14 protein-coding genes and 2 pseudogenes are annotated in these 20294 nt (G+C 42.1%); 7 read left to right on the top strand and 9 right to left on the bottom strand.

The features are described 5' to 3' along the window. From JCM15124_RS16205 to pyrB, 5 genes are all read right to left on the bottom strand, one after another. Positions 1-1544 (bottom strand): DNA adenine methylase (locus JCM15124_RS16205; protein ID WP_373277538.1); only part of this gene is annotated, 1544 nt, incomplete at its 3' end. Next, positions 1490-1822 (bottom strand): class I SAM-dependent methyltransferase, encoded by a 333-nt coding sequence (locus JCM15124_RS16200; protein WP_024999245.1) that lies wholly within the window; start codon positions 1820-1822, stop codon positions 1490-1492. The genes JCM15124_RS16205 and JCM15124_RS16200, both read right to left, overlap by 55 nt. Next, positions 1822-2616, bottom strand: coding sequence for a TdeIII family type II restriction endonuclease (locus JCM15124_RS09530; RefSeq protein WP_024999244.1), 795 nt, complete (start codon positions 2614-2616; stop codon positions 1822-1824). The genes JCM15124_RS16200 and JCM15124_RS09530 overlap by 1 nt, the downstream gene beginning before the upstream one ends. Positions 2617-2644: 28 nt before the next feature. Continuing rightward, on the bottom strand, positions 2645-3100 hold the full coding sequence (gene pyrI / locus JCM15124_RS09525; RefSeq protein ID WP_024999243.1) for an aspartate carbamoyltransferase regulatory subunit: 456 nt from the start codon (positions 3098-3100) through the stop codon (positions 2645-2647). Between the two features lie 13 nt (positions 3101-3113). Continuing rightward, entirely contained in the window at positions 3114-4061 is a 948-nt protein-coding gene (gene pyrB, locus JCM15124_RS09520) for an aspartate carbamoyltransferase (protein WP_024999242.1), read from the bottom strand. Between the two features lie 162 nt (positions 4062-4223). Between pyrB and JCM15124_RS15960 the strand changes: the two genes are divergently transcribed. The 3 genes and pseudogenes from JCM15124_RS15960 (at position 4224) to JCM15124_RS09505 (ending at position 8149) form a co-directional block, all read left to right on the top strand. Continuing rightward, the gene (locus tag JCM15124_RS15960; RefSeq protein WP_156930701.1) at positions 4224-4394 is read left to right on the top strand and encodes a hypothetical protein; all 171 of its coding nucleotides are present in this window, start codon (positions 4224-4226) and stop codon (positions 4392-4394) included. Positions 4395-4849: 455 nt separating this feature from the next. Next, positions 4850-7151: pseudogene (locus JCM15124_RS13985) on the top strand (transglycosylase domain-containing protein). 62 nt (positions 7152-7213) lie between these two features. Continuing rightward, positions 7214-8149 (top strand): hypothetical protein, encoded by a 936-nt coding sequence (locus JCM15124_RS09505; RefSeq protein ID WP_024999241.1) that lies wholly within the window; start codon positions 7214-7216, stop codon positions 8147-8149. 436 nt (positions 8150-8585) lie between these two features. Here the strand turns inward: JCM15124_RS09505 and JCM15124_RS14575 are convergent, their stop codons facing one another. From JCM15124_RS14575 to trmB, 3 genes are all read right to left on the bottom strand, one after another. Beyond that, entirely contained in the window at positions 8586-9971 is a 1386-nt protein-coding gene (locus JCM15124_RS14575; RefSeq protein ID WP_198019135.1) for a T9SS type A sorting domain-containing protein, read from the bottom strand. A 208-nt stretch (positions 9972-10179) separates the two neighbouring features. After that, complete coding sequence (locus tag JCM15124_RS09495) at positions 10180-10881, bottom strand: leucine-rich repeat domain-containing protein (protein WP_156930700.1); 702 nt, start codon at positions 10879-10881, stop codon at positions 10180-10182. A gap of 670 nt (positions 10882-11551) precedes the next feature. Further along, on the bottom strand, positions 11552-12343 hold the full coding sequence (trmB, locus tag JCM15124_RS09485) for a tRNA (guanosine(46)-N7)-methyltransferase TrmB (protein ID WP_024999238.1): 792 nt from the start codon (positions 12341-12343) through the stop codon (positions 11552-11554). A 707-nt stretch (positions 12344-13050) separates the two neighbouring features. On the opposite strand from trmB, the gene lon reads away from it, so the two are divergent. The 4 genes and pseudogenes from lon to JCM15124_RS09460 all read left to right on the top strand — a co-directional run bounded on the left by lon (position 13051) and on the right by JCM15124_RS09460 (position 19674). Beyond that, positions 13051-15519: an endopeptidase La gene (lon, locus tag JCM15124_RS09475; protein ID WP_024999236.1), complete on the top strand. Its 2469-nt coding sequence runs from the start codon at positions 13051-13053 to the stop codon at positions 15517-15519. Beyond that, positions 15516-16643 (top strand): tRNA guanosine(34) transglycosylase Tgt, encoded by a 1128-nt coding sequence (gene tgt / locus JCM15124_RS09470; protein ID WP_024999235.1) that lies wholly within the window; start codon positions 15516-15518, stop codon positions 16641-16643. The genes lon and tgt overlap by 4 nt, the downstream gene beginning before the upstream one ends. A gap of 9 nt (positions 16644-16652) precedes the next feature. Next, positions 16653-17878, top strand: a pseudogene (locus JCM15124_RS13970) (LptF/LptG family permease). A 56-nt stretch (positions 17879-17934) separates the two neighbouring features. Then, complete coding sequence (locus JCM15124_RS09460) at positions 17935-19674, top strand: DEAD/DEAH box helicase (RefSeq protein ID WP_024999234.1); 1740 nt, start codon at positions 17935-17937, stop codon at positions 19672-19674. Between the two features lie 301 nt (positions 19675-19975). Here JCM15124_RS09460 and JCM15124_RS15955 read toward each other — a convergent pair whose 3' ends face one another. Then, positions 19976-20116 (bottom strand): hypothetical protein, encoded by a 141-nt coding sequence (locus JCM15124_RS15955; protein WP_156930699.1) that lies wholly within the window; start codon positions 20114-20116, stop codon positions 19976-19978. Positions 20117-20294 lie beyond the last annotated feature (178 nt).

Here is a 20294-nt window from a genome sequence, read left to right as displayed (position 1 = left end):
TCGTAAGTAGAAAAATCGCTGTCGTAAGGCGGATCTAAAAAAATGAAATCATTTTCTTTGGGTTTAAACTTATAGAAAAACTCCTCAAAATCCAAACAGAATACGGTTGTTCTGCGAAATTTCTCCAATAATGACTCCGACTTATAATAGTCTATTTCTTTCTGTAACGACTTCTTGTTGTACGACATTCCACCGTATGGAACATTGAATTCGCCTTTGTCGTTATATCGAAACATACCGCTGTAAGCGTAATAACGTAAAAACAGGAAGAGACTTGTGTGCAAAGACGGGGTTTCAGATGCAATTTTCTTATCGTTATAAAGCATGCGAAAATATGTATAAAGCGTGCTCATATAGGCAGTTTCAATATTTTTTTGCACATCGTTTTCAGACAAAAAGCCACGCTCAAGTTCTATTTTCTTCATTCGACGCATCTTGTCTTTTATGTTTTTCTCAAATATTTCTTCCATCTCTTGCCTATGCCAATGAAAGCTATCGGCTATATATTGACTGAACGTGTTGGTTTTCTTTACATCAGACAGGTAGCTTTGCAGAAAAGAAAACAGGTCGGTTTCGTTTATCTCATCTGTACGATAACTCTTATAAGCCGTTTTTATAGCAATCTCTTCTTGCGCAAAACGAAACATATTCCTCCATGTAGAACTTATATTATCCAACCAAAAGAAGAACTGTTCATCGCTTTTCGCTATGCCATTGTAAATGCCAATAAGAGCTTCCGACTTATCGTTTACAAAATATTTCTTGGCTTTCATTGCTGCAAAAACCGAACCTCCACCAACAAACGGTTCATAATAGTTTTCAAAATCGGGCAATAATGGCAGAATATACTTTAATTCTTTCTCTTTTCCACCAGGCCATTTCAACAATGGGCGCAACTTATCTGTCTTGCTCTTATGAGTTGTTAAGGTTTCATTCACACTTTCTTCAGGGGTTTTCACAGACCTTTCTATATCAATAATCCATTTAGGTGCAGTTTTCTGTACAACTGTATCCAACGGCGCACAAGCTTCTTGCATATACGAAAAATCCGGTTCTTTCACCATAACCGTTTCTGAACTAATTTCATATTCAGCCTTATTTTCTTTCATTTCAAGTTCTTTATTAATACGAGCAACAGCAGCTTTACAATATGTTTCATCTATCTCTATACCGATAAATTTCCTTTTTAGTTTCATCGCAGCTACTCCCACAGAGCCAACACCCATAAAAGGGTCGAAGATTATATCGTCTTCATTACTGGCAATACGTATCAGCTTCTCTAATACCTTTACAGGTTTTTGCGCCGGATGCTTAGGATTGGCAAGGCGTTCGGGACGCATGCAGATAGGCGTTTCTATGAAATTGTGCATTTCCTTTTGCGAAATGAAGTTCCAAGTATGTTTTTTATTCCAACAAGTAAATATCATTTCGCAACTATTAAGGAAGCCTGCTTTGAATATTTTAGGTGCGGGATTGGTTTTATGCCATATCATGAAGTTGGTTGTATCGAACTTTTTATCAAAACAATTATACCATCTGCCCAACTGATTGTATGATGTAAAGATAAAATGTTGCCGTTTGGCTTTATTATTCGACAAAACTCGTCTGCCCACTCTTCCGGATTAAAGTCTATTTTATCCCATTCTGCCACATCATTATTCATTGCCGAACGGCCGGGAAGTGGAATATTTCCTGTTGAAAACTGTCCTAAATTATAGGGAGGATCGGTTAATATAAAGTCTATGGAGTTGTCTGGAATTCGTTTTATAATATCTTTACTGTCAGCACAAATAAGACTCTTTCGCCATTTTTTTATATCCATTATAAATACACCTCTTTTATTTTGTTTAAGGCTTCAACTATGAAATGGGCATTTTTTCTATATTCATCAATTACAACATTATAGCCATCGTCGGATTTACAGACAAAGTTCCAAAAGTCTTTGCTTATACATAACTCTTCGTTTGCAAAAAATTGGCGAACACGTCCCTGCGTCCATGGTTTGCCTTCTCCGTAACGATTATAGGCTGTAGCAAAGAGAATGGTTACTTGTTCTTCATTTCCCAACTCGTTAGTAAGAATGCAATATTGTTCCAATAAAGATTCTTTCTCAGAACGTGCTTTCTTATTATCAAGGTCTCCACCTATCTTTAGTTCTATAAGATAATGTGCATTACTCTCTTCGTCTATCAAATAATAATCGCTTTCGTGCCGCTTTGTATGTACATTACCTACTCTTTTAGAGATGCCTTTATAGTCGGAAAGCTTCGGAATACGGGTATGGTTCTTATATGATTCTAACAATTCTGCAATATAATCAATTTGCGGTTTGTATAATTTACCTTCAACATGTTGGCTCACTTTATAATGTAGCTCTGCTATTTGTATAGCCATTTTTTCCAGCATACTCCCTAAAGAGCTGTCAAGCGAACGTGCTAAAGCAGAATAATACTGTATCTCACTACCCAACGCAGCAATAAAAGGATTATGTATTTTCATATTAATGACACCGTCCTCATCATCTTTTTCAGATATATGTCTATCAGAAAAGCCTGCCGCATAAGCCTTAACGTACGATGCGACTATGCCTCTTATTGCCTTTTCCTTATATTCCATAAACTTTGTTTCTTACGTCTCTTTTAATCTAACACAGCTCCACGTTGTCCATTTGTTGCTCCTTGTCGCAGTAATGGCACTTCAATATGCCGGCTGCCTTGTCTACTACGTTGAATATTGTAGGTGCCGGCTCGTTGTTGGTGATGCACTTCGGATTGTTGCATTTCACGATTCCGCGCAGTTCGTCGGGCGTTATGACTTGCTTTTTCTCTACCACTTCGTAGTCGCGAATGATGTTCAAGATGATGTTGGGCGCAACTACCGAGAGGCGAGATATTTCGTCGTCGGTGAAAAACTTGTCGCTTACCTTGATGATTCCCTTGCACCCTACCTTGGAAGAACTGAAGTTGTAGCCAATGGTAACGGGGGTTGAAAGGTTCTGAAGTTCGAGAAGATTGACCACTTGAAAGGTCTTTTCTGCGGGTATATGGTCGATTACAGTGCCGTTTTCGATGGCGGCAACCAATCGTTCTTTCTTGTTCATTTCCATAATCTCGTTATTTTATTATCGTTGTATCGGCTTTCACTTCGTCCATTCCTATACCGAGGCAGTAGGCAAAAATGGCTTCGCGTGCGAAAAGTCCGTTCTTAGCTTGCTGTATATAGTAGGCATGCGGGTTGGTATCTACGTCGTATGCTATTTCGTTCACGCGAGGCAAGGGGTGCAATATGCGCATATTGGGCTTTGCAAGGTGCAACATATCGTTGTGCAGAATGTAGACATTCTTCACACGTTCGTATTCCATAAGGTCGGAGAAACGTTCCTTTTGCACGCGCGTCATATATAATATGTCGGCTCCTGCAATGGCTTCGGGGGTGAAATTCTCCTGCTCTGTGTATCGAATACCGTGCTGCTTGCAGAATATTTTATACTCTTCGGGCATGGCAAGTTCGGCAGGTGCAATGAAGTGGAAGGTAGGATTGAAGTGGCGCATCGCCATCAAGAGCGAGTGAACGGTGCGTCCGTATTTAAGGTCGCCTACGAGATAGATGTTCAAATTCTCCAATGTGCCCTGCGTTTGATTGATGGTGTAGAGGTCGAGCAAGCACTGCGAGGGGTGCTGGTGGGCACCGTCGCCTGCATTCACGATGGGCACGGGCGACACTTCCGATGCGTATTGCGCTGCGCCTTCTATGTAATGGCGCATCACGATGGTGTCGGCGTAGTTCGCCACCATCAGTATGGTGTCTTTTAAAGTTTCGCCTTTGCTCACGCTTGATGCCTTTGCATCGGTAAAACCTATGACTTTTGCCCCCAAACGATTGGCAGCCGTCTCGAAACTAAGGCGTGTACGGGTGGACGGTTCGTAAAACAGAGTCGCTATTATGCGACCTTTTAGTAACTCGCGATTAGGATATTTCTCAAATTCCTGAGCCATTTGAATAAGGTAGAGAAGTTGTTCCTTATCCAAATCCTGAATGTTCACAAAGTTCTGTTTCTCCATTGTATTGTGTTGAGTTGGTCGTTTTCGAGCGTAAAGGTACGCAAATATTTTCTATTGAAGAACTTTTATAAAAGAAAATATCTATATGTTCGTGCGTTCGATGTAGGAATTATGCCAACAACTGCTTATTTATAAGGTATTTAAAGAAGCCTATTATTTAAAATGAGTGAAGTATGTTCGTCCGCAAATACTTACGCCGAACTTATGTTGTTTAAGAACGTTTTCGTTCCGCCAAACGAGCAATGCCAAATTTATTTAAGCATTGCCATGGCAAGAAACGCACTTTTCGAGGAACGAGAAAAGAACGTTTTCGTTCCGCCAAACGAGCAATGATAAATTTATTTAAGCATTGCCATGATGAGAAAACGCACTTTTCGAGGAACGGGAAAAGAAAGAAAAAAGGCAATAAATGTGTAAATATTTTTCGCAAGCGTAACTATCGCGTAACTATCTTACTACCAACGCTTTGCAAAACCTATTGTTTTGCATTCCAAAACCGTAGGTTTTGCACGGTAAAAGCGTAGGTTTTGCAGCGTAAAACCTACGGTTTCGCAAAGCCAAAACGCAATTATCGTTTTTTAAGAGAATTATCTTTACAATATTGAACCGAAAAATGCTCGATGTTTCATCAAAGAATTTGCTTAAAACATCTGTAAAAAAGCCTGTGTAAACTGCTTTCTTATGCCGAACTCATGCTATATGTTGGTGTTCTTTAAAAAATCCCACTACTTTTATTTTGCCTTCTCATCTATTTGCGTTATCTTTGCAACTTATAAACAATAATAAAAATGCGAAGACATCTTGTACATACTTTTTGGGCATTGTTGATATTTATCATCAGTTTCACCACTATCTTTTTCGTGGCGGTATGGAACGGTTGGATAGGCTATATGCCTGATATGGAAGAGCTTTCAAACCCCGTAGACAAGTTTGCTTCGCAGGTATATTCGGCTGACGGTAAGCTCATTGGCACTTGGAACCAAGACAATGCCAACCGCGTGGCAGTAGACTACAACAGTCTTTCGCCTCATTTGGTGCACGCTTTGGTAGCTACCGAGGACGAAAGATTTTACGAACACTCGGGCATCGACTTCATTGCGCTGGCTCGTGCCGTGCTGAAACGTGGCGTATTGGGGCACGACAAGGCAGGCGGCGCTCAACCATTACGCAGCAATTGGCAAAGCAGGTGTTCTCGGAAAAGGCACACAGCACGCTCGAACGTGTATTGCAGAAACCCATCGAGTGGATTATTGCCGTGAAACTGGAACGCCACTTCACGAAAGAAGAGATTATAGCGATGTATCTAAACTACTTCGACTATCTCCATAATGCCGTCGGCATAAAGCGGGCAGCCAATATTTACTTCAGCAAAGAGCCGCGACAGCTTTCCATTACGGAGGCTGCGACCCTCATCGGACTGTGCCAGAATCCTTCCATGTATAACCCCCTGCGCTACGAAGAACGCTGTCGCACACGCCGCAACGTAGTTTTGGGACAGATGTGCAAGTCAGGCTACATTACGCGGGAGGAGCTTAACGAGCTTGTACAGCGACCGTTAGGGCTGAAATACTCAAAATCAAAGAGCATAAAAGGATCCGGCGACTACTTCCAAGCCTTCTTACGCCGCTATATGATGGAGAAAAAGCCCGAAAAAGAAAACTATCAAGAGTGGCGAATGCGCGATTTTGTGCTCGACTCCATTGCGTGGGAAGAAGACCCGCTCTTCGGTTGGTGCAACAAAAACAAAAAGAGAAACGGCGAAAACTACGACATAAATACCGATGGTCTGCGCATTTTCACAACCCTCGACACACGTATGCAACAGTATGCCGAGCAGGCTGTGCGCAAGCATGTCGGCGGTTATCTGCAGGCTGAATTCAACCGTGCCAATCGCTACAAAAGGAATGCACCGTTCTCAACGAATATTTCGCGAAACACCATCAAAGCCATTCTCAACCGCTCGTGCCGCCAAAGTCTGAGATACTTGCGGCTGAAAGAACAGGGAGCTACGCCTGACGAGATACGACGCAGCTTCCGGACGAAGCACGAAATGACGCTCTTCACCTACCACGGCAACGTGGACACGCTGATGACGCCTATCGATTCCATTCGCTACTATAAGTCTTTCCTGCGTGCAGCCTTCCTTAGCATGGAGGCACGGACAGGTGCTGTGAAAGCCTACGTGGGCGGAATAGAGTACGACCACTTTAAATACGACATGGTAATGGGCGGCAGACGCCAAGTGGCTCTGCCATTAAGCCTTTCCTTTATGCGCTCGCCATGCAGAACGGAATGACGCCGTGCACCACTGCGCCCAACATTCAGCGTGCGTATGGCAACTGGAAGCCCCGCAATACCTCAAGGGCACGCTACGGACAACAGGTTCCGCTGCGCTGGGGACTGCAACAATCGAACAACTGGATTTCGGCTTATCTCATCAATTTGCTCGGTCCGTCGCAGTTCGTGAATATCCTGCACGACTTCGGACTGAACAATCCGGACATCGACAAGAACACTTCGCCCGTGCTATGCCTCGGTCCTTCAGAACTGTCGGTGGGCGAAATGTGCAGTGCATACACCACTTTCGTGAACCACGGTGTGCGCTGTGCCCCTCTTTTCGTTACGAGAATAGAAGACAGCCACGGCAACGTGGTAGCCAAATTCCAACCTTTGATGAACGAAGTCATATCGGAAGAAAGCTCATTCAAGATGCTTGACATGCTCCAAGCCGTAATTCAGGGCGGAACAGGCGGCCGTTTGCGCTACCATTACAACCTTACGGGCGAGATTGGCGGCAAGACAGGTACGACCAACAACAACTCCGACGGTTGGTTCATGGGCTTCACACCCCAGCTTGTAAACGGTTGCTGGGTGGGCGGAGAAGACCGCGACATTCACTTCGACTCTAATTCGCTCGGTCAGGGGGCTACTATGGCACTGCCTATATGGGCTTACTACATGCAAATGGTGTATGCCGACAAGTCGTTGCACTATTCGCCCAACGCCAAATTCGACATTCCTGCCAACTTCGACCCTTGCCAATCTACGGAGTCTATCTCCATAAACGGCATACAAGAGGTTTACTTCTAAGCAAGAAAACAAACATAAGAATAAAACGAATATACCATAAATAAAATATAAAAAAATAGGAAATGAAGACAATCTTACTATCAGTCTTGATGTTGGGCGCAACGCTCACAGCAGACGCACAGGCAACTGTAAAGGCGGAGTTCAACAAAAACGACACCACCATTTATAAAGATGTGATGAAAATGGATATGACCTTGCCCATGGGACAAGGCAAAAAGAAGATTACAATTACTAAAAACACACGCTACGTGGTGCTCGACAAGACTGCCAATGGCTACAAAATAGAATACAACATTACCGATATTATCGTTGACGGCGACAAGGAAGTAGCCGAGCAAGCACAGGTTATGGGCAACAAATATCTAAAAGGCGTAAAGATGATGTTGCAGACCAACACCGACGGAAAGGTGGAAAAAATACTTAATCTCGACGAGGTGGCAGCGGCAGGAAGCAAGGCTGCAATTGCCGACATCGAGGAACAATACAAGAAAAATCCTATGCTGGAAGAGGTTGTGCCCAAAGCAAAAATCCTTATGGCTATCAGCCAACAGTTTGAAGAAAAGGCACTCATAGACAACTTCAACGAAACCACCTTCTTCTACTACTATGGCAAAGACTTGAAAACCAACAGCAAGGAAGACCGAATAAAGCAAAGCATGAAGCTTACTTCAACCTACACCGTGGGCTACAATGGCGGAAACACCGTAATCACAACGAACATGAAGGACAATATGACCGAAAACGATGTGAAGAAAATGATGATAGACCAGATGAAGAAAATGGGTATGGGCGAAGAAGTAACCTCTCAGATTGAAGCGAACTGGGGACAGATGAAGGCAATGGGTATGGCAAACATCAGCGTCAATGGCACCGACAACCTGACTTTCTTGCCTAACGGCTGGGTGCAAAGCATAAGCGGAAAGGCTACCACAAAGATGATGGGCATGGATATGAAGTTCGATACACAAAGCGAAATGACATACAAGAATTGGAAGTAAGCAGTTTACGCACTGATACAATGTGGTTAATCCATCAAGGCTGCATCGAACTTTACGGCGGCTGCGGCAGTTTACACACTCACACAATGTAGTTAATCCACCAAGGCAGCGTCGAACTTTCCGGCTGTTGCGGCAGTTTACACATTGATACAATGTGGTTAATTCATCTTTTTTGATGTTTCATTAATTATCATTTCTTTTGACACGGGCACGCTTTATAGCGTGCCTTTTTCGTGCAGACATGTGCTTACAGTTCGTTTCGTCCCCTTATATCCACTGCTCCTTCACCCCTATTCGCGTCCACTAAAACACGATGAGCCAACAGCCTTATGTAGGATTGTCAGGGAAACACACAAATATTCGTGTCTACCCCAAAGTACTAAAACCCCCGAAAGTTTTAGGTTCAAACTTTCGGGGGCATTTCAAGACAGTATGTTTATTCTTTTATAATTCTCGTTACCTTGCCATCTACATATACCATATAAATGCCTGTGGGCAGGTGCGATACGTTGATGCTGTTCGTATCTGTAGCGTGGAGCAATTCTTCTCCGGACGCATTGTATATGCGTATGCTGTGGATAGGCTTGTCAGAAGTTATTTTAAGAACATCTTTCACCGGATTCGGATAGACAGTAAAATCAGAAGTAGCCTCCTCCGTTTGGTCTATACCGTCTGTACATTTGTGTGTGCCGGTAAAGCCGGTAATTTCAGAATCGTCCTCATAATAAGACATCAACCAGTTCTTGTTAGCTGCATTGCTGCCGTTGGTTGCAAGTACTGTGGCTTTATCGGGTGATGACGAATTAAGGAGAGGCTGCATCAATCCGATGATTGCTTCTCCCTTTCTATCGGGCAAAGAGCAATAAAGGTTGTCGAGAGCAGCACTTGTAAACTTGTTGCCATAGCAATACAATGAATTTAACTTCAAGTTGTTGTTCACATCAAGGTTAGTAAGAGAGTTCTCGAAGCAATACAGCCATTCCAATTCTTCATTGTTGCTTACGTCAAGAGCAGTTAGTTTGTTTGAACGGCAATTCAGAGAAGCCAACTTCAGATTATGACTTAGGTCGAGTTCCGTAAGTTTATTAGAATGACAATCCAAGTATGCCAAGTTCGTGTTTTTGCTTACATCAAGTGTTGCAAGAGAGTTCTCGTAACAATAAAGGTTCTGCATATTCAGGTTCTTGCTTATGTCAAGTGTTGTAAGTTTATTCCCCACGCAGTACAAACCTATCAAACCTGTATTGCCACTTACGTTGAGCGAAGAGATAGCATCGTTATTGCATATCAACACCTGCAATTTTGCATTGTTGCTTGCATCTACCCCTGTAACATTTGCAGCGTTGTCGCTACAGTTGAATTGCCATATATTGCCATATACGGTTATGGTTCCGGCTTTGGCATTATAAGGTTTAGGACCTGTCCACTCATTATTTACGGTTATAATCTGTTCGTCGCTTCCATTTACTACTTTTACTTTTGTGTCAGCAGCGTCTGCCATAAGGTCGAGTTTAATATCGGCGTCCTTCTTCACGGTAATGGTGATGTAACGAGACATATTTACCTCGCTTCCGCCTCCACATTCGCGAGTACCCGTGAAACCTGTGATTTCAGTACCTTCGTCGTAATACTCAACGTTCCAGTTCTTAACGGTTACATTCTTGTCATTAGCGGCAAGGACTTGAGTTCTCTCGGAAGACGAACCGTTGTATAGGGGACGTGCCTTGCCTGCTTCTTCTCCTGTTCTGTCGGGCAGCGCACAGAAAATAGCATCAATGGCATCTGTATTAAATTTATTTGCAAAGAAATTGAATATCTTCAATTCGTCATTGTAGCTTACATCAAGTGTTGTAAGAGAGTTGTTAGCGCAATCTAAATATGTTAATTCCTTATTTTTAGTAATGTCAAGTGAGGTTAGAGCATTTTCATAGCAATCCAAACTCGTCAGTTCCTTGTTATTAGTAACATCAAGTGAAGATATTTTGTTGGTGTGACAACCAAGGTTTTTCAATTTTATATTTTTGCTTACGTCAAGCGAAGTAAGTTTGTTCGTATGACAACTTAGAAATATTAATTTTTCGTTTTTTGCTGACATCCAACTTGGTAATAGCGTTTCTGAAGCAAAAGAGAGACTCCAATTCGGTATTGTTGGTTAGGTCAAGGGAAGTGATGGCGTTCCCGAAACAATTCAGCCAGCCCAATTGTTTGTTCTTGCTAACATCAAGCGACGTCAAAGCATTTTCCTTACAGTCCAACTTTACTAACTTCGTGTTTTGTGTTAGGTCGAGCGAAGTAAGCTGACAGTTGTTACAAGTCAAAACCGTAAGTTCTGTATTCTTGCTTATATCAAGCGAAGTAATGTTATTGCGAGAGCAGACGAGTTCTTGCAAAGGTTCATTGTGGCTTGCGTCTACACCGGTAACGCCTTTTAAATTGGCACTGCAGTTGAATTTAGAAACATCACCATATACAGTCAAAGTATTTGCTTTGGCTGTATAGCTTCGAACATCGGTCCAGTCGTTACCTATCGTAAGGGTATTCTCGCTCTCGCCGGTTACCACTTTTATTTTGGTATCGGCAGCATCGGAACAAAACCGCAGCTGTATGGTTGCTCCGTTATTCACATTCAGTGTGATGTAGCGTTCCATGTTTACACTCTGTGCCTGCATCGATGAGACACCACATACCATCGCCAAAAGTGCGATAGACATTTTCCTTAAAACATTTTTCATCTTTTACTGATCATTTGGTTAATCCATTGGCAGAACTAATTTAGTGCATGCTTAATTCTACCGATAGGTTTTTATTGATATAAATCACATATTGCAGAACGGTCAGTGCACTAACCCTGCCAATAATTTTGGCAAGAACAAACCGTTTGTAATCTTACTATGTGTTTGGTAGACCATGAGTTGGTCTGCCAATTGTGAGACGGTTGTCTCTATTATCTTTTTTCGCTTTGGAAGTGGGATAACCCTTAGCTTTCAATTCGTTTGATTAAGTTCGGCACAGACATTAAATTCTGTATGTACCATTTCAAATAAATCAAGTTGAATATCTGCTCCTATATTTTTTTCTTGTCTTCATGAATGTAACTGTTTTTTGGTTTATCTTACTAATGTTAATAGAAAATGCAACTTAGTGCTACTGTTTTATTAGTTGTTCGTCCGCAAATATAGGTATTAAAATTCAAACTTCCAAATATATCTGTATTTTTTTTATAAAATCTGCTTTTTTATTCTGTTTGCAATGGGCATATACCTTGCCTTTGAATGCCTGCAATAGTTCGCTTGTGGCGTGTGCCGGCAGCAAGAAGACACGTTTACTTTGCTTATACCTTATTTATTTAAAGGTACAAGTTATTTGCTGTTTATCCGCTACCATATCTTTTAAAAACAAGTTTTACTTTGCGGTTTCCTTGCCACTGCGCTTTGTGCGTTTGAAAGAGCGGTAATCGTCGAGTTCGATTTCTATGTCCGGTTCGGTGAGTTCGCCCTCGCGTGGTAGCCGGAATTTCATGTACTTAATGTTCAGTCCGCGTTCTATCCATTGGTTTTCATAGTAGGTGTGTATGCCGAGAATTTCTTTTGTGCGATGGTCTAACTCTGCCGATTGCACGCCGTTGGTTTCGTTGGCATACAGGTCTTCGGTACGGAACAGCAAGGGCAGCATATTTTTCTCTACAAGATAGGTGGTATAGGTGAAAAGGAAGTTCGAGTCGGTTTTCAGATGTATCACTCCTCCATCGGTCAGGAAATTGCGGTAACGGTTCAGGAAGAATGTGGACGACAGGCGTTTGCGTGGGTTCTTCATTTGCGGGTCGGAGAACGTGAGCCATATTTCCTGCACCTCGTTGGCGGCAAAAAAGCGATCTATAATTTCGATGTTTGTTCGCAAGAAGGCTACATTGGGAAGTTTTTCGTCCAGTGCTTGCTTTGCACCCGTGTGCATTCTTGCGCCTTTTATGTCTACCCCGATGAAGTTGATGTTCGGATAGAGGCGTGCCAACCCTACGGTATATTCGCCTTTTCCGCACCCCAGTTCCAAGACAATGGGATTATCGTTGTGGAAATACCGTTCGCACCAATGCCCTTTCATCTCGAAAAGCACTTCGCTCATTACCCCGTATGGATATTGGAAAACATTCTTAAATGTCTCCATTTCTGCAAATTTCTGTAACTTACCTTTACTCATAATGGTGCAAAGTTACGCAAAAACGTTAATAAAACGTGAGTTCGGCATAAGAATTATGCCGGTATATTGCTTATTAAGTTGCTTAAAGAAAAAGCTGATGGTGATTTAATATGCTTATAATCAGAAAGAAGAGAAGCATATCCGACCTTAAATTCTTATACCGGACTCGCGTTATTCATGAACGTTTTCGTTCAGCCAAACGAACAATGCCAAATTTATTTAAGCATTGCCATGACGAGAAAACACACCTTTCGAGGAACGAGAAAATAACGAAAAAAAGGCTATAAAAACGTAAATATTTTTCGCAACAATATCTATCGTCTAACTATCTCATCATCAGCGCATTACAAAACCTATTGTTTTGCATTCCAAAACCGTAGGTTTTGCACGGTAAAAGCGTAGGTTTTGCGTTGTAAAACCTACGGTTTCGCAACGCCAAAGCGATTATATCACTTTTTAACAGAATTATCTTTACAAAATCAAACCGAAAATCTCTCCCGGTTTCATCAGAGAATTTGCTTAAAAATATCTGCGAGATAGCCTGCCCAACAGCTTTCGTGTATCGAACCAACGTTAGTTTCGCACAGAACCATCAACTCTGTAAACTTCCATCAGTTAGGCATTATTAAGATTAAAGATAAAAGAAATATTGCCCATCTTATTTTTATTTAGTAATTTTGCACATCAAAAGGATTAATGGATTTTCAATGAAACAAAATAATTCGATACAAATGTTTGCTGACTACGAAGGAGACTTACCGGACTTTAATATAAAAGTTGATGGCGAAGTTCCTGTTTTCATAACCCGCAATCTTGTTATGTTTCCGGGCATTTTAATGCCGGTGTTGGTGGGGCGTAAAACTACTTTGACTTTGGTGAAGTATTTGGAAAAGCACCCTGAAACTATTTTTGCGGTAATCAGTCAGAAAGATGGCAATATCGACGAACCTGAAGAGAAAGACTTATATCACACCGGTATATATGCAAGACTCGTACGCGTGTTTGATATGCCGGGGTCAATGAATGGTGAAAACAGAACAGCTATTCTTCAAGGATTAGGCCGTTGTCAGCTCGATGAAATCACATCGGAACTTCCATACATGGTGGGTAAAACGCACGCCCTACCTGACGAACAAGCAGACAAAAACGACAATGAATTCGTTACGGCGGTAAACGATATGAAAATAACCGCAAAGGAATACATACAAGGTAGCGATGACATTCCTGACGACTCGCAATTTGCACTTGACAACATAACAAACTCTGTGGTTTCGGTTAATTATGTTTGTGCAAATATGCCATTCAGCGTTTCGGACAAGATGCACTTGTTGGAAGAAGACTCTATAAAAGACCGCTTGTTCCGACTGATGAAGATATTGAATAGAGAAATTCAATTCCAACATCTTCGTCAAAACATACGCTCTAAAACACGCGAAGACCTTGACGAACAGCAACGGGAATATTTCCTGCATCAGCAAATAAAGAATATTCAAGAAGAACTGGGAGACGGTGATGGTACACCTGAAAAGAAAGAGCTTGTCAAAAAGGCTGCCCAAAAGAAATGGTCGGAAGAAACGGCAAAGGTTTTCCAAAAGGAACTCGACAAGCTAAATACGCTAAATCCGCAAAGTCCTGATTATAGCGTGCAGATAAACTATCTGCAAACAATGGTAAATCTTCCTTGGAATGAATTTACCAAAGACGATTTGGACTTGAAGCGTGCCCGGAAAGTACTTGACCGCGACCATTACGGAATGGAAAAAGTAAAGGAACGTATTCTCGAATATATGGCTGTACTTAAACTGAGAGGCAGTCTGAAATCGCCTATTCTCTGCTTATACGGTCCTCCGGGAGTAGGAAAAACAAGTCTTGGGAAAAGTATTGCCGAATCTATGAAGCGCAAGTATGTGCGTATGTCGTTGGGAGGACTGCACGACGAATCGGAAATACGCGGTCATCGCCGTACATATATAGGAGCCATGCCGGGGCGTATCATAAAAAATATACAAAAGGCAGGTTCATCTAATCCTGTGTTTATTCTTGATGAAATCGACAAGGTAACACAGAATACCATCAACGGCGACCCCGCATCTGCCTTATTGGAGGTTCTCGACCCTGAACAAAACAATGCATTCCACGATAACTATCTCGACATAGACTACGACCTTTCAAAGGTTCTGTTCTTGGCAACAGCCAACGACATTAACGCCATACCGAAGCCATTGCTCGACCGTATGGAGATTATCGAAGTTTCAGGCTACATTACGGAAGAGAAAATAGAAATAGCAAAACGCCATTTATTCCCCAAAGAACTTTCAAATACAGGTTTAGACATATCCAATCCGAAACTAAAGTTCAGTAAACCTGCTTTAGAAAAGATAATAGAAAGTTATACACGGGAAAGCGGAGTGCGACAACTGGAAAAGCAAATCAACAAATCGTTGCGTAAGTTGGCATACAAACAAGCGGTAGACGATGCACTGCCATACGATAAGATTACCCCTGTAGAATTGGAAGGCTTGCTTGGAAAGCCTCCCTTCTATCGCGATATATATCAAGGCAACGACTATGCGGGAGTTGTTACGGGGCTGGCTTGGACAAGCGTCGGAGGAGAAATACTATTCATCGAAACATCATTGTCAAAAGGAAAAGCAGGAAAGCTGACACTGACCGGCAACCTTGGCGATGTTATGAAAGAGTCTGCAATTATTGCTCTTGAATATGTGAAGGCACATATCGAAGCGTTAAAGGTAGATTATCGCATCTTCGACCAATGGAACATACATATCCATGTTCCGGAAGGAGCAACTCCGAAGGACGGTCCTTCTGCCGGCATCACCATTGCAACAAGTATCGCTTCGGCATTAACACAGCGCAAAGTTAGAAAGAACACAGCAATGACAGGCGAAATAACCCTTCGCGGCAAAGTGCTTCCTGTTGGCGGTATCAAGGAAAAGATACTTGCAGCCAAGCGAGCCGGCATTACCGATATTATAATGTGCAAGGAAAATCGCAAGGATATTGAGGAAATTCCGGAAAAGTATCGCAAAGGTGTAGAGTTTCATTATGTAGAAAACATACAACAAGTATGGGATTTTGCATTAACAGACGAGCTTGTTGCCAATCCTATTGATTTTACAATCAAAGAAGAAATAATAAAGAACAACGCAGAATGACATTTGAGCTTCAATGTACCGACAACGCAAGTGATGCACGAACAGGTTTGATAACTACAGACCACGGACAAATAAAGACACCTATCTTTATGCCCGTTGGTACTGCGGGCACGGTTAAAGGAGTTCATTTCTCTGAACTTGTGGAACAAGTTAAGGCGCAAATCATACTTGGTAATACTTATCATCTGTATTTACGCCCGGGATTAGAAGTACTGAAAGCTACCGGCGGATTGCACAAATTCAACGGTTGGGCTCGTCCGATACTAACAGACTCCGGTGGTTTCCAAGTGTTTTCACTAACCGGCATTCGTAAACTTTCAGAAGAAGGCTGCCAATTTAGAAGTCATATCGACGGTTCTAAACATATATTCACACCTGAAAACGTTATGGACACACAGCGTATTATAGGTGCTGACATTATAATGGCTTTCGATGAATGTCCTCCGGGCAATAGCGATTACGCATATTCAAAGCGCAGTCTGGGCTTAACACAACGCTGGTTAGACCGCTGCCTCAAGCGTTTCAATGAAACAGAACCGTTATATGGATACAAACAAAGCCTCTTCCCAATTGTGCAAGGGTGTACTTACAAAGACTTACGGACAGAAGCAGCAAAATTTGTAGCCGACAAAGGGGCTGACGGTAATGCCATTGGCGGGCTTGCAGTAGGCGAACCCACCGAGGTGATGTATGAAATGATAGAAATCGTAAACGATATTCTGCCCAAAGACAAACCTCGTTACTTAATGGGGGTAGGCACTCCGCAAAACATTCTCGAAGGAATTGAACGTGGCGTAGATATGTTCGATTGTGTTATGCCAACCAGAAATGGACGCAACGCAATGCTTTTCACCTACGAGGGTACAATGAATATGCGCAATAAAAAATGGGAAAGCGACTTCTCTCCGGTAGATGCCGACGGCTGCGATATTGATGTAATAACATCGAAAGCCTATTTGCACCATTTATTTAAAGCAGGCGAGTTACTCGCAATGCAAATTGCAAGTATTCATAATCTTGCTTTTTATCTTCGTCTTGTTACCGATGCACGCACTCATATAGAAAAAGGAGACTTCACACAGTGGAAATCTTCCGTCATTGAAAAGTTAGGACGACGTTTATAATAGTATTAGATGAGAAATCAATTCAACAAGATAACAAACATTGCAGCCAATAAGTTGGAGAACCTGAAACATCTCCAACTCACAACAACTGCAATCAATGCTTTGAAATGGTTAAAAAATCATCTGCCTTTCCTTCACCCAAAACATCTTGTCGGCTTATTAGATTGGTACATCATTAAGAAGTTTATAGGAACTTACATATTTTCTATAATTCTCATTATCTCCATTGCGATAATATTCGACTTTAACGAGAACTTATCGAAACTTACCGAATATCAAGCCCCTTGGCGTGCCATCATCTTCGATTACTATGCAACTTCGTTCCATACTATTCCAATCTCTTCTCTCCCCTGTTTGTTTTCATCGCCGTAATATTCTTCACATCGAAGTTAGCAGGCAATTCTGAAATTATTTCCATGCTTGCAGCGGGCGTCTCGTTCAACCGTTTGATGCGCCCCTATATGATTTCGTGTGTACTGATAGCAGGTTTAACTTACTACTTAAATAGTTTTGTTATACCACACGGGACAGTGATACGCCTAAATTTCAAGTCCCTCTATCTTAATTCCAAAAAGAATACAGCTGCCGAAAATGTGCAATTGAAAGTTGCTGAGAACACTGTGGCTTACATACAGAACTATGACGACAAATACAAACGAGGCTATGGCTTTTCGTTAGATAAATTCGAGGGCAACAAACTTATAGACCATTTAACAGCAAGCGAGATACAATACGACACGATTGCCGATGCAAAGTATCATTGGAAAATATCGAATTGGAAAATCAGAAAGTTGAAAGGGTTGAAAGAACACATTACAACAGGAGCCGAAATGGACACCGTTATCATGATGGAACCTACCGATTTGGTCTATTCAAAAGGACAACAAGAAACGTTTACTTCGCCCGAACTGCTCGACTACATTTCCAAACAAACCAGTAGAGGCTCTAAAAATGTAGTGCAATACGAGGTGGAATACCACAAGCGCATAGCAATGTCGTTTTCATCGTTCGTCCTGACGATTATTGGTTTATCGCTATCATCGCGCAAACGAAAAGGTGGAATGGGAATGTATCTTGGCATCGGTCTTGCATTAAGTGTGAGCTACATTCTTTTGCAAACCGTTTCATCTACTTTTGCCATCAATGCAAACACGCCGCCTATATTGGCAGCATGGATTCCAAATATAATTTTTGCAGCGATAGCATACTTCTGCTACCGCCACGCACCTAACTAATAAATAAAGAATAAATAAAAGAACACCCTTTGCGAGAAGGGGAAAAACAAAACAATATGGATTTTGAAAGTTTAGATTTAAATGACGATATACTCGATGCACTTTACGATATGCACTTCGAGCAATGCACTCCTGTTCAGGAAAAATGTATTCCGGAAATATTAAAAGGTAAAGATATTTTGGGAGTAGCGCAAACGGGAACGGGCAAAACTGCCGCCTACTTGCTTCCGGTACTCTCGAAACTTGCCGATGGAGGCTATCCTGAAGACGCCATAAACTGTTTGATTATGTCGCCAACCCGCGAATTAGCCCAGCAAATAGACCAAGCCTTTCAAGGCTTTTCGTACTATTTAAACGGTGTTTCGTGCGTTGCTGTTTATGGAGGAAACGATGGAAACCGCTACGATCAAGAACTAAAAAGCCTGTCGTTGGGTGCTGATGTCATTATCGCTACTCCGGGACGCTTCATCTCACACATATCTTTAGGAAATGTAGACCTTTCCAAACTCAGTTTCTTCATACTCGATGAGGCTGACAGAATGTTGGATATGGGATTTGCAGACGATATTCTAACCATTCAGAAAAAACTTCCTAAAACCTGCCAGACAATTATGTTCTCGGCAACAATGCCGCAGAAGATAGAAGAGCTTGCACAGACTTTGCTCAACAATCCTTCTGTCATTAAACTTGCAGTCAGCAAGCCTGCCGAGAAAATACACCAAATAGCATACGTCTGCCATGAGACCCAGAAGATGGAAATCGTGAAAGACATCTTCAAGTCGGGCAACCTTCAACGCGTCATAATCTTCTCAGGCTCAAAGCAAAAAGTAAAGCAAATAGCTTTATCGCTCAATCAGAAGAAGATAAATTGCGGTCAGATGCACTCCGATTTAGACCAAGCGCAACGCGACGAAATGATGTTCAAGTTCAAGAGCGGGCAGATAGATGTACTTGTAGCTACCGATATTTTGGCAAGAGGAATTGACATTGACGACATTGCAATGGTTATCAACCACGACGTGCCACACGATGCGGAAGATTATGTGCACCGGATTGGACGTACAGCACGTGCCGACCGCGACGGAGTTGCCATAACTTTCATCAGCGAAGACGATATTTACTACTTCCAACAAATAGAGAAATTCTTGGAGAAAGAAGTAGAAAAAGTTCCACTGCCGGAGGGAATGGGCGAAGCTCCTGAGTATAAAAGTACGGGAAAGCCAAGAAGAAACACAAGTGCAAAAGCACGTCGCAAAAAAGCCCGCGACCAGCAAAGCCATAAAGACAAGAAGACTCGCAGCAACAAAAAGAACACCCGACAACAGCCTGCCAATAAGGAATTTGCAGACAAAGAAGCAAACAACGCTGCTGCACAAAGCAGCGAAGAGAAAAAGCAGAGTGGAGAAAAAGCAAGCAAAAACAACCGCCGCAACAGAAAGCCTTCTACTACTGTAACGGAAGACAAACAAAACAGAGTTCAAAATAAGAAGGCGGAAGAAACCAACAAGGCAGACCAAAGACAAAGAAACAATAGGAACGCCAAGTCGGCAAGCGGCAAAAAGGAAGAAAATGGGCAGCAGCGCAAGAATGCGAACCAAGCAGCCGAAGTCAAATCAGCCAAATCCAACAAAAGGAGAAATAAGAAAAAGCAACGCCCAATAGAGGACAACAAACCTCAAAGGAGCACGAAATACGACATAAAAGACGATATGCCGGCAACAAGAAAATCAGAAAGCGGACTCAAATCGTTAATAAAGAAACCATTAAAATGGTTGAGTAAGTTCGGTAAAAAATAAACAATGCTGCTGCATAACATTGTTGAAAACAAACAAAAACACACTTTTCGAAGAACGAAAAAAGAACGAAAAAAGGCAATAAACATGTAAACATTTTTCGCAAGCATAACTCTTGCGTAACAACCTCTGCATCAGCGCATTACAAAACCTATTGTTTCGCGTTGCAAAAGCGTAGGTTTTGCACGGTAAAAGCGTAGGTTTTGCATCGTAAAACCTACGGTTTCGCAACGCCAAAGCGCAATTATCACTTTTTAAGAGAATTATCATTACAAAATCAAGCAGAAAATCTCTCACTGCTTCATCAGGAGCATTTGTTTTTTAACCCCAATCGTTCATTAGCGTCCTTGACCGGTTTTGTTCGATTGTCGAGCAGATGTGCCGGCGTTTCATCGAAGGCGTAGCGGGTTACGGCGAGATGGAATGGCTGTGCAGATGTCGGCAAGCGGACCAAAAAACATCTGCGAGATAGCCTGCTGAAACTGCTCTCCTATATCGAACTCACATTCGTAAAAACCTCGATATTTAACGAATAGCCTCCATTCACTTTGCAAACAAATCGCAAAGTAAATGGAGGCATTTCTTGTATCATATCATTTCGATGTAAAACCTTAACAAACTTT

Origin of the sequence: Prevotella falsenii DSM 22864 = JCM 15124 (assembly GCF_000613945.1) — a bacterium.
Classification (GTDB): domain Bacteria; phylum Bacteroidota; class Bacteroidia; order Bacteroidales; family Bacteroidaceae; genus Prevotella; species Prevotella falsenii.
Note: the sequence above shows the minus strand (reverse complement) of the source record. Positions and strands in the feature narration are given on the sequence as shown.

What these genes read in the sequence shown, in the direction of transcription:
- JCM15124_RS16200 (WP_024999245.1), bottom strand. Translation starts at nt 1,822, where the DNA reads ATGGATATAAAAAAATGGCGAAAGAGTCTTATTTGTGCTGACAGTAAA.
- JCM15124_RS09530 (WP_024999244.1), bottom strand. Translation starts at nt 2,616, where the DNA reads ATGGAATATAAGGAAAAGGCAATAAGAGGCATAGTCGCATCGTACGTT.
- pyrI (WP_024999243.1), bottom strand. Translation starts at nt 3,100, where the DNA reads ATGAACAAGAAAGAACGATTGGTTGCCGCCATCGAAAACGGCACTGTA.
- pyrB (WP_024999242.1), bottom strand. Translation starts at nt 4,061, where the DNA reads ATGGAGAAACAGAACTTTGTGAACATTCAGGATTTGGATAAGGAACAA.
- JCM15124_RS15960 (WP_156930701.1), top strand. Translation starts at nt 4,224, where the DNA reads ATGAGTGAAGTATGTTCGTCCGCAAATACTTACGCCGAACTTATGTTG.
- JCM15124_RS09505 (WP_024999241.1), top strand. Translation starts at nt 7,214, where the DNA reads ATGAAGACAATCTTACTATCAGTCTTGATGTTGGGCGCAACGCTCACA.
- JCM15124_RS09495 (WP_156930700.1), bottom strand. Translation starts at nt 10,881, where the DNA reads ATGAAAAATGTTTTAAGGAAAATGTCTATCGCACTTTTGGCGATGGTA.
- trmB (WP_024999238.1), bottom strand. Translation starts at nt 12,343, where the DNA reads ATGAGTAAAGGTAAGTTACAGAAATTTGCAGAAATGGAGACATTTAAG.
- lon (WP_024999236.1), top strand. Translation starts at nt 13,051, where the DNA reads ATGAAACAAAATAATTCGATACAAATGTTTGCTGACTACGAAGGAGAC.
- tgt (WP_024999235.1), top strand. Translation starts at nt 15,516, where the DNA reads ATGACATTTGAGCTTCAATGTACCGACAACGCAAGTGATGCACGAACA.
- JCM15124_RS09460 (WP_024999234.1), top strand. Translation starts at nt 17,935, where the DNA reads ATGGATTTTGAAAGTTTAGATTTAAATGACGATATACTCGATGCACTT.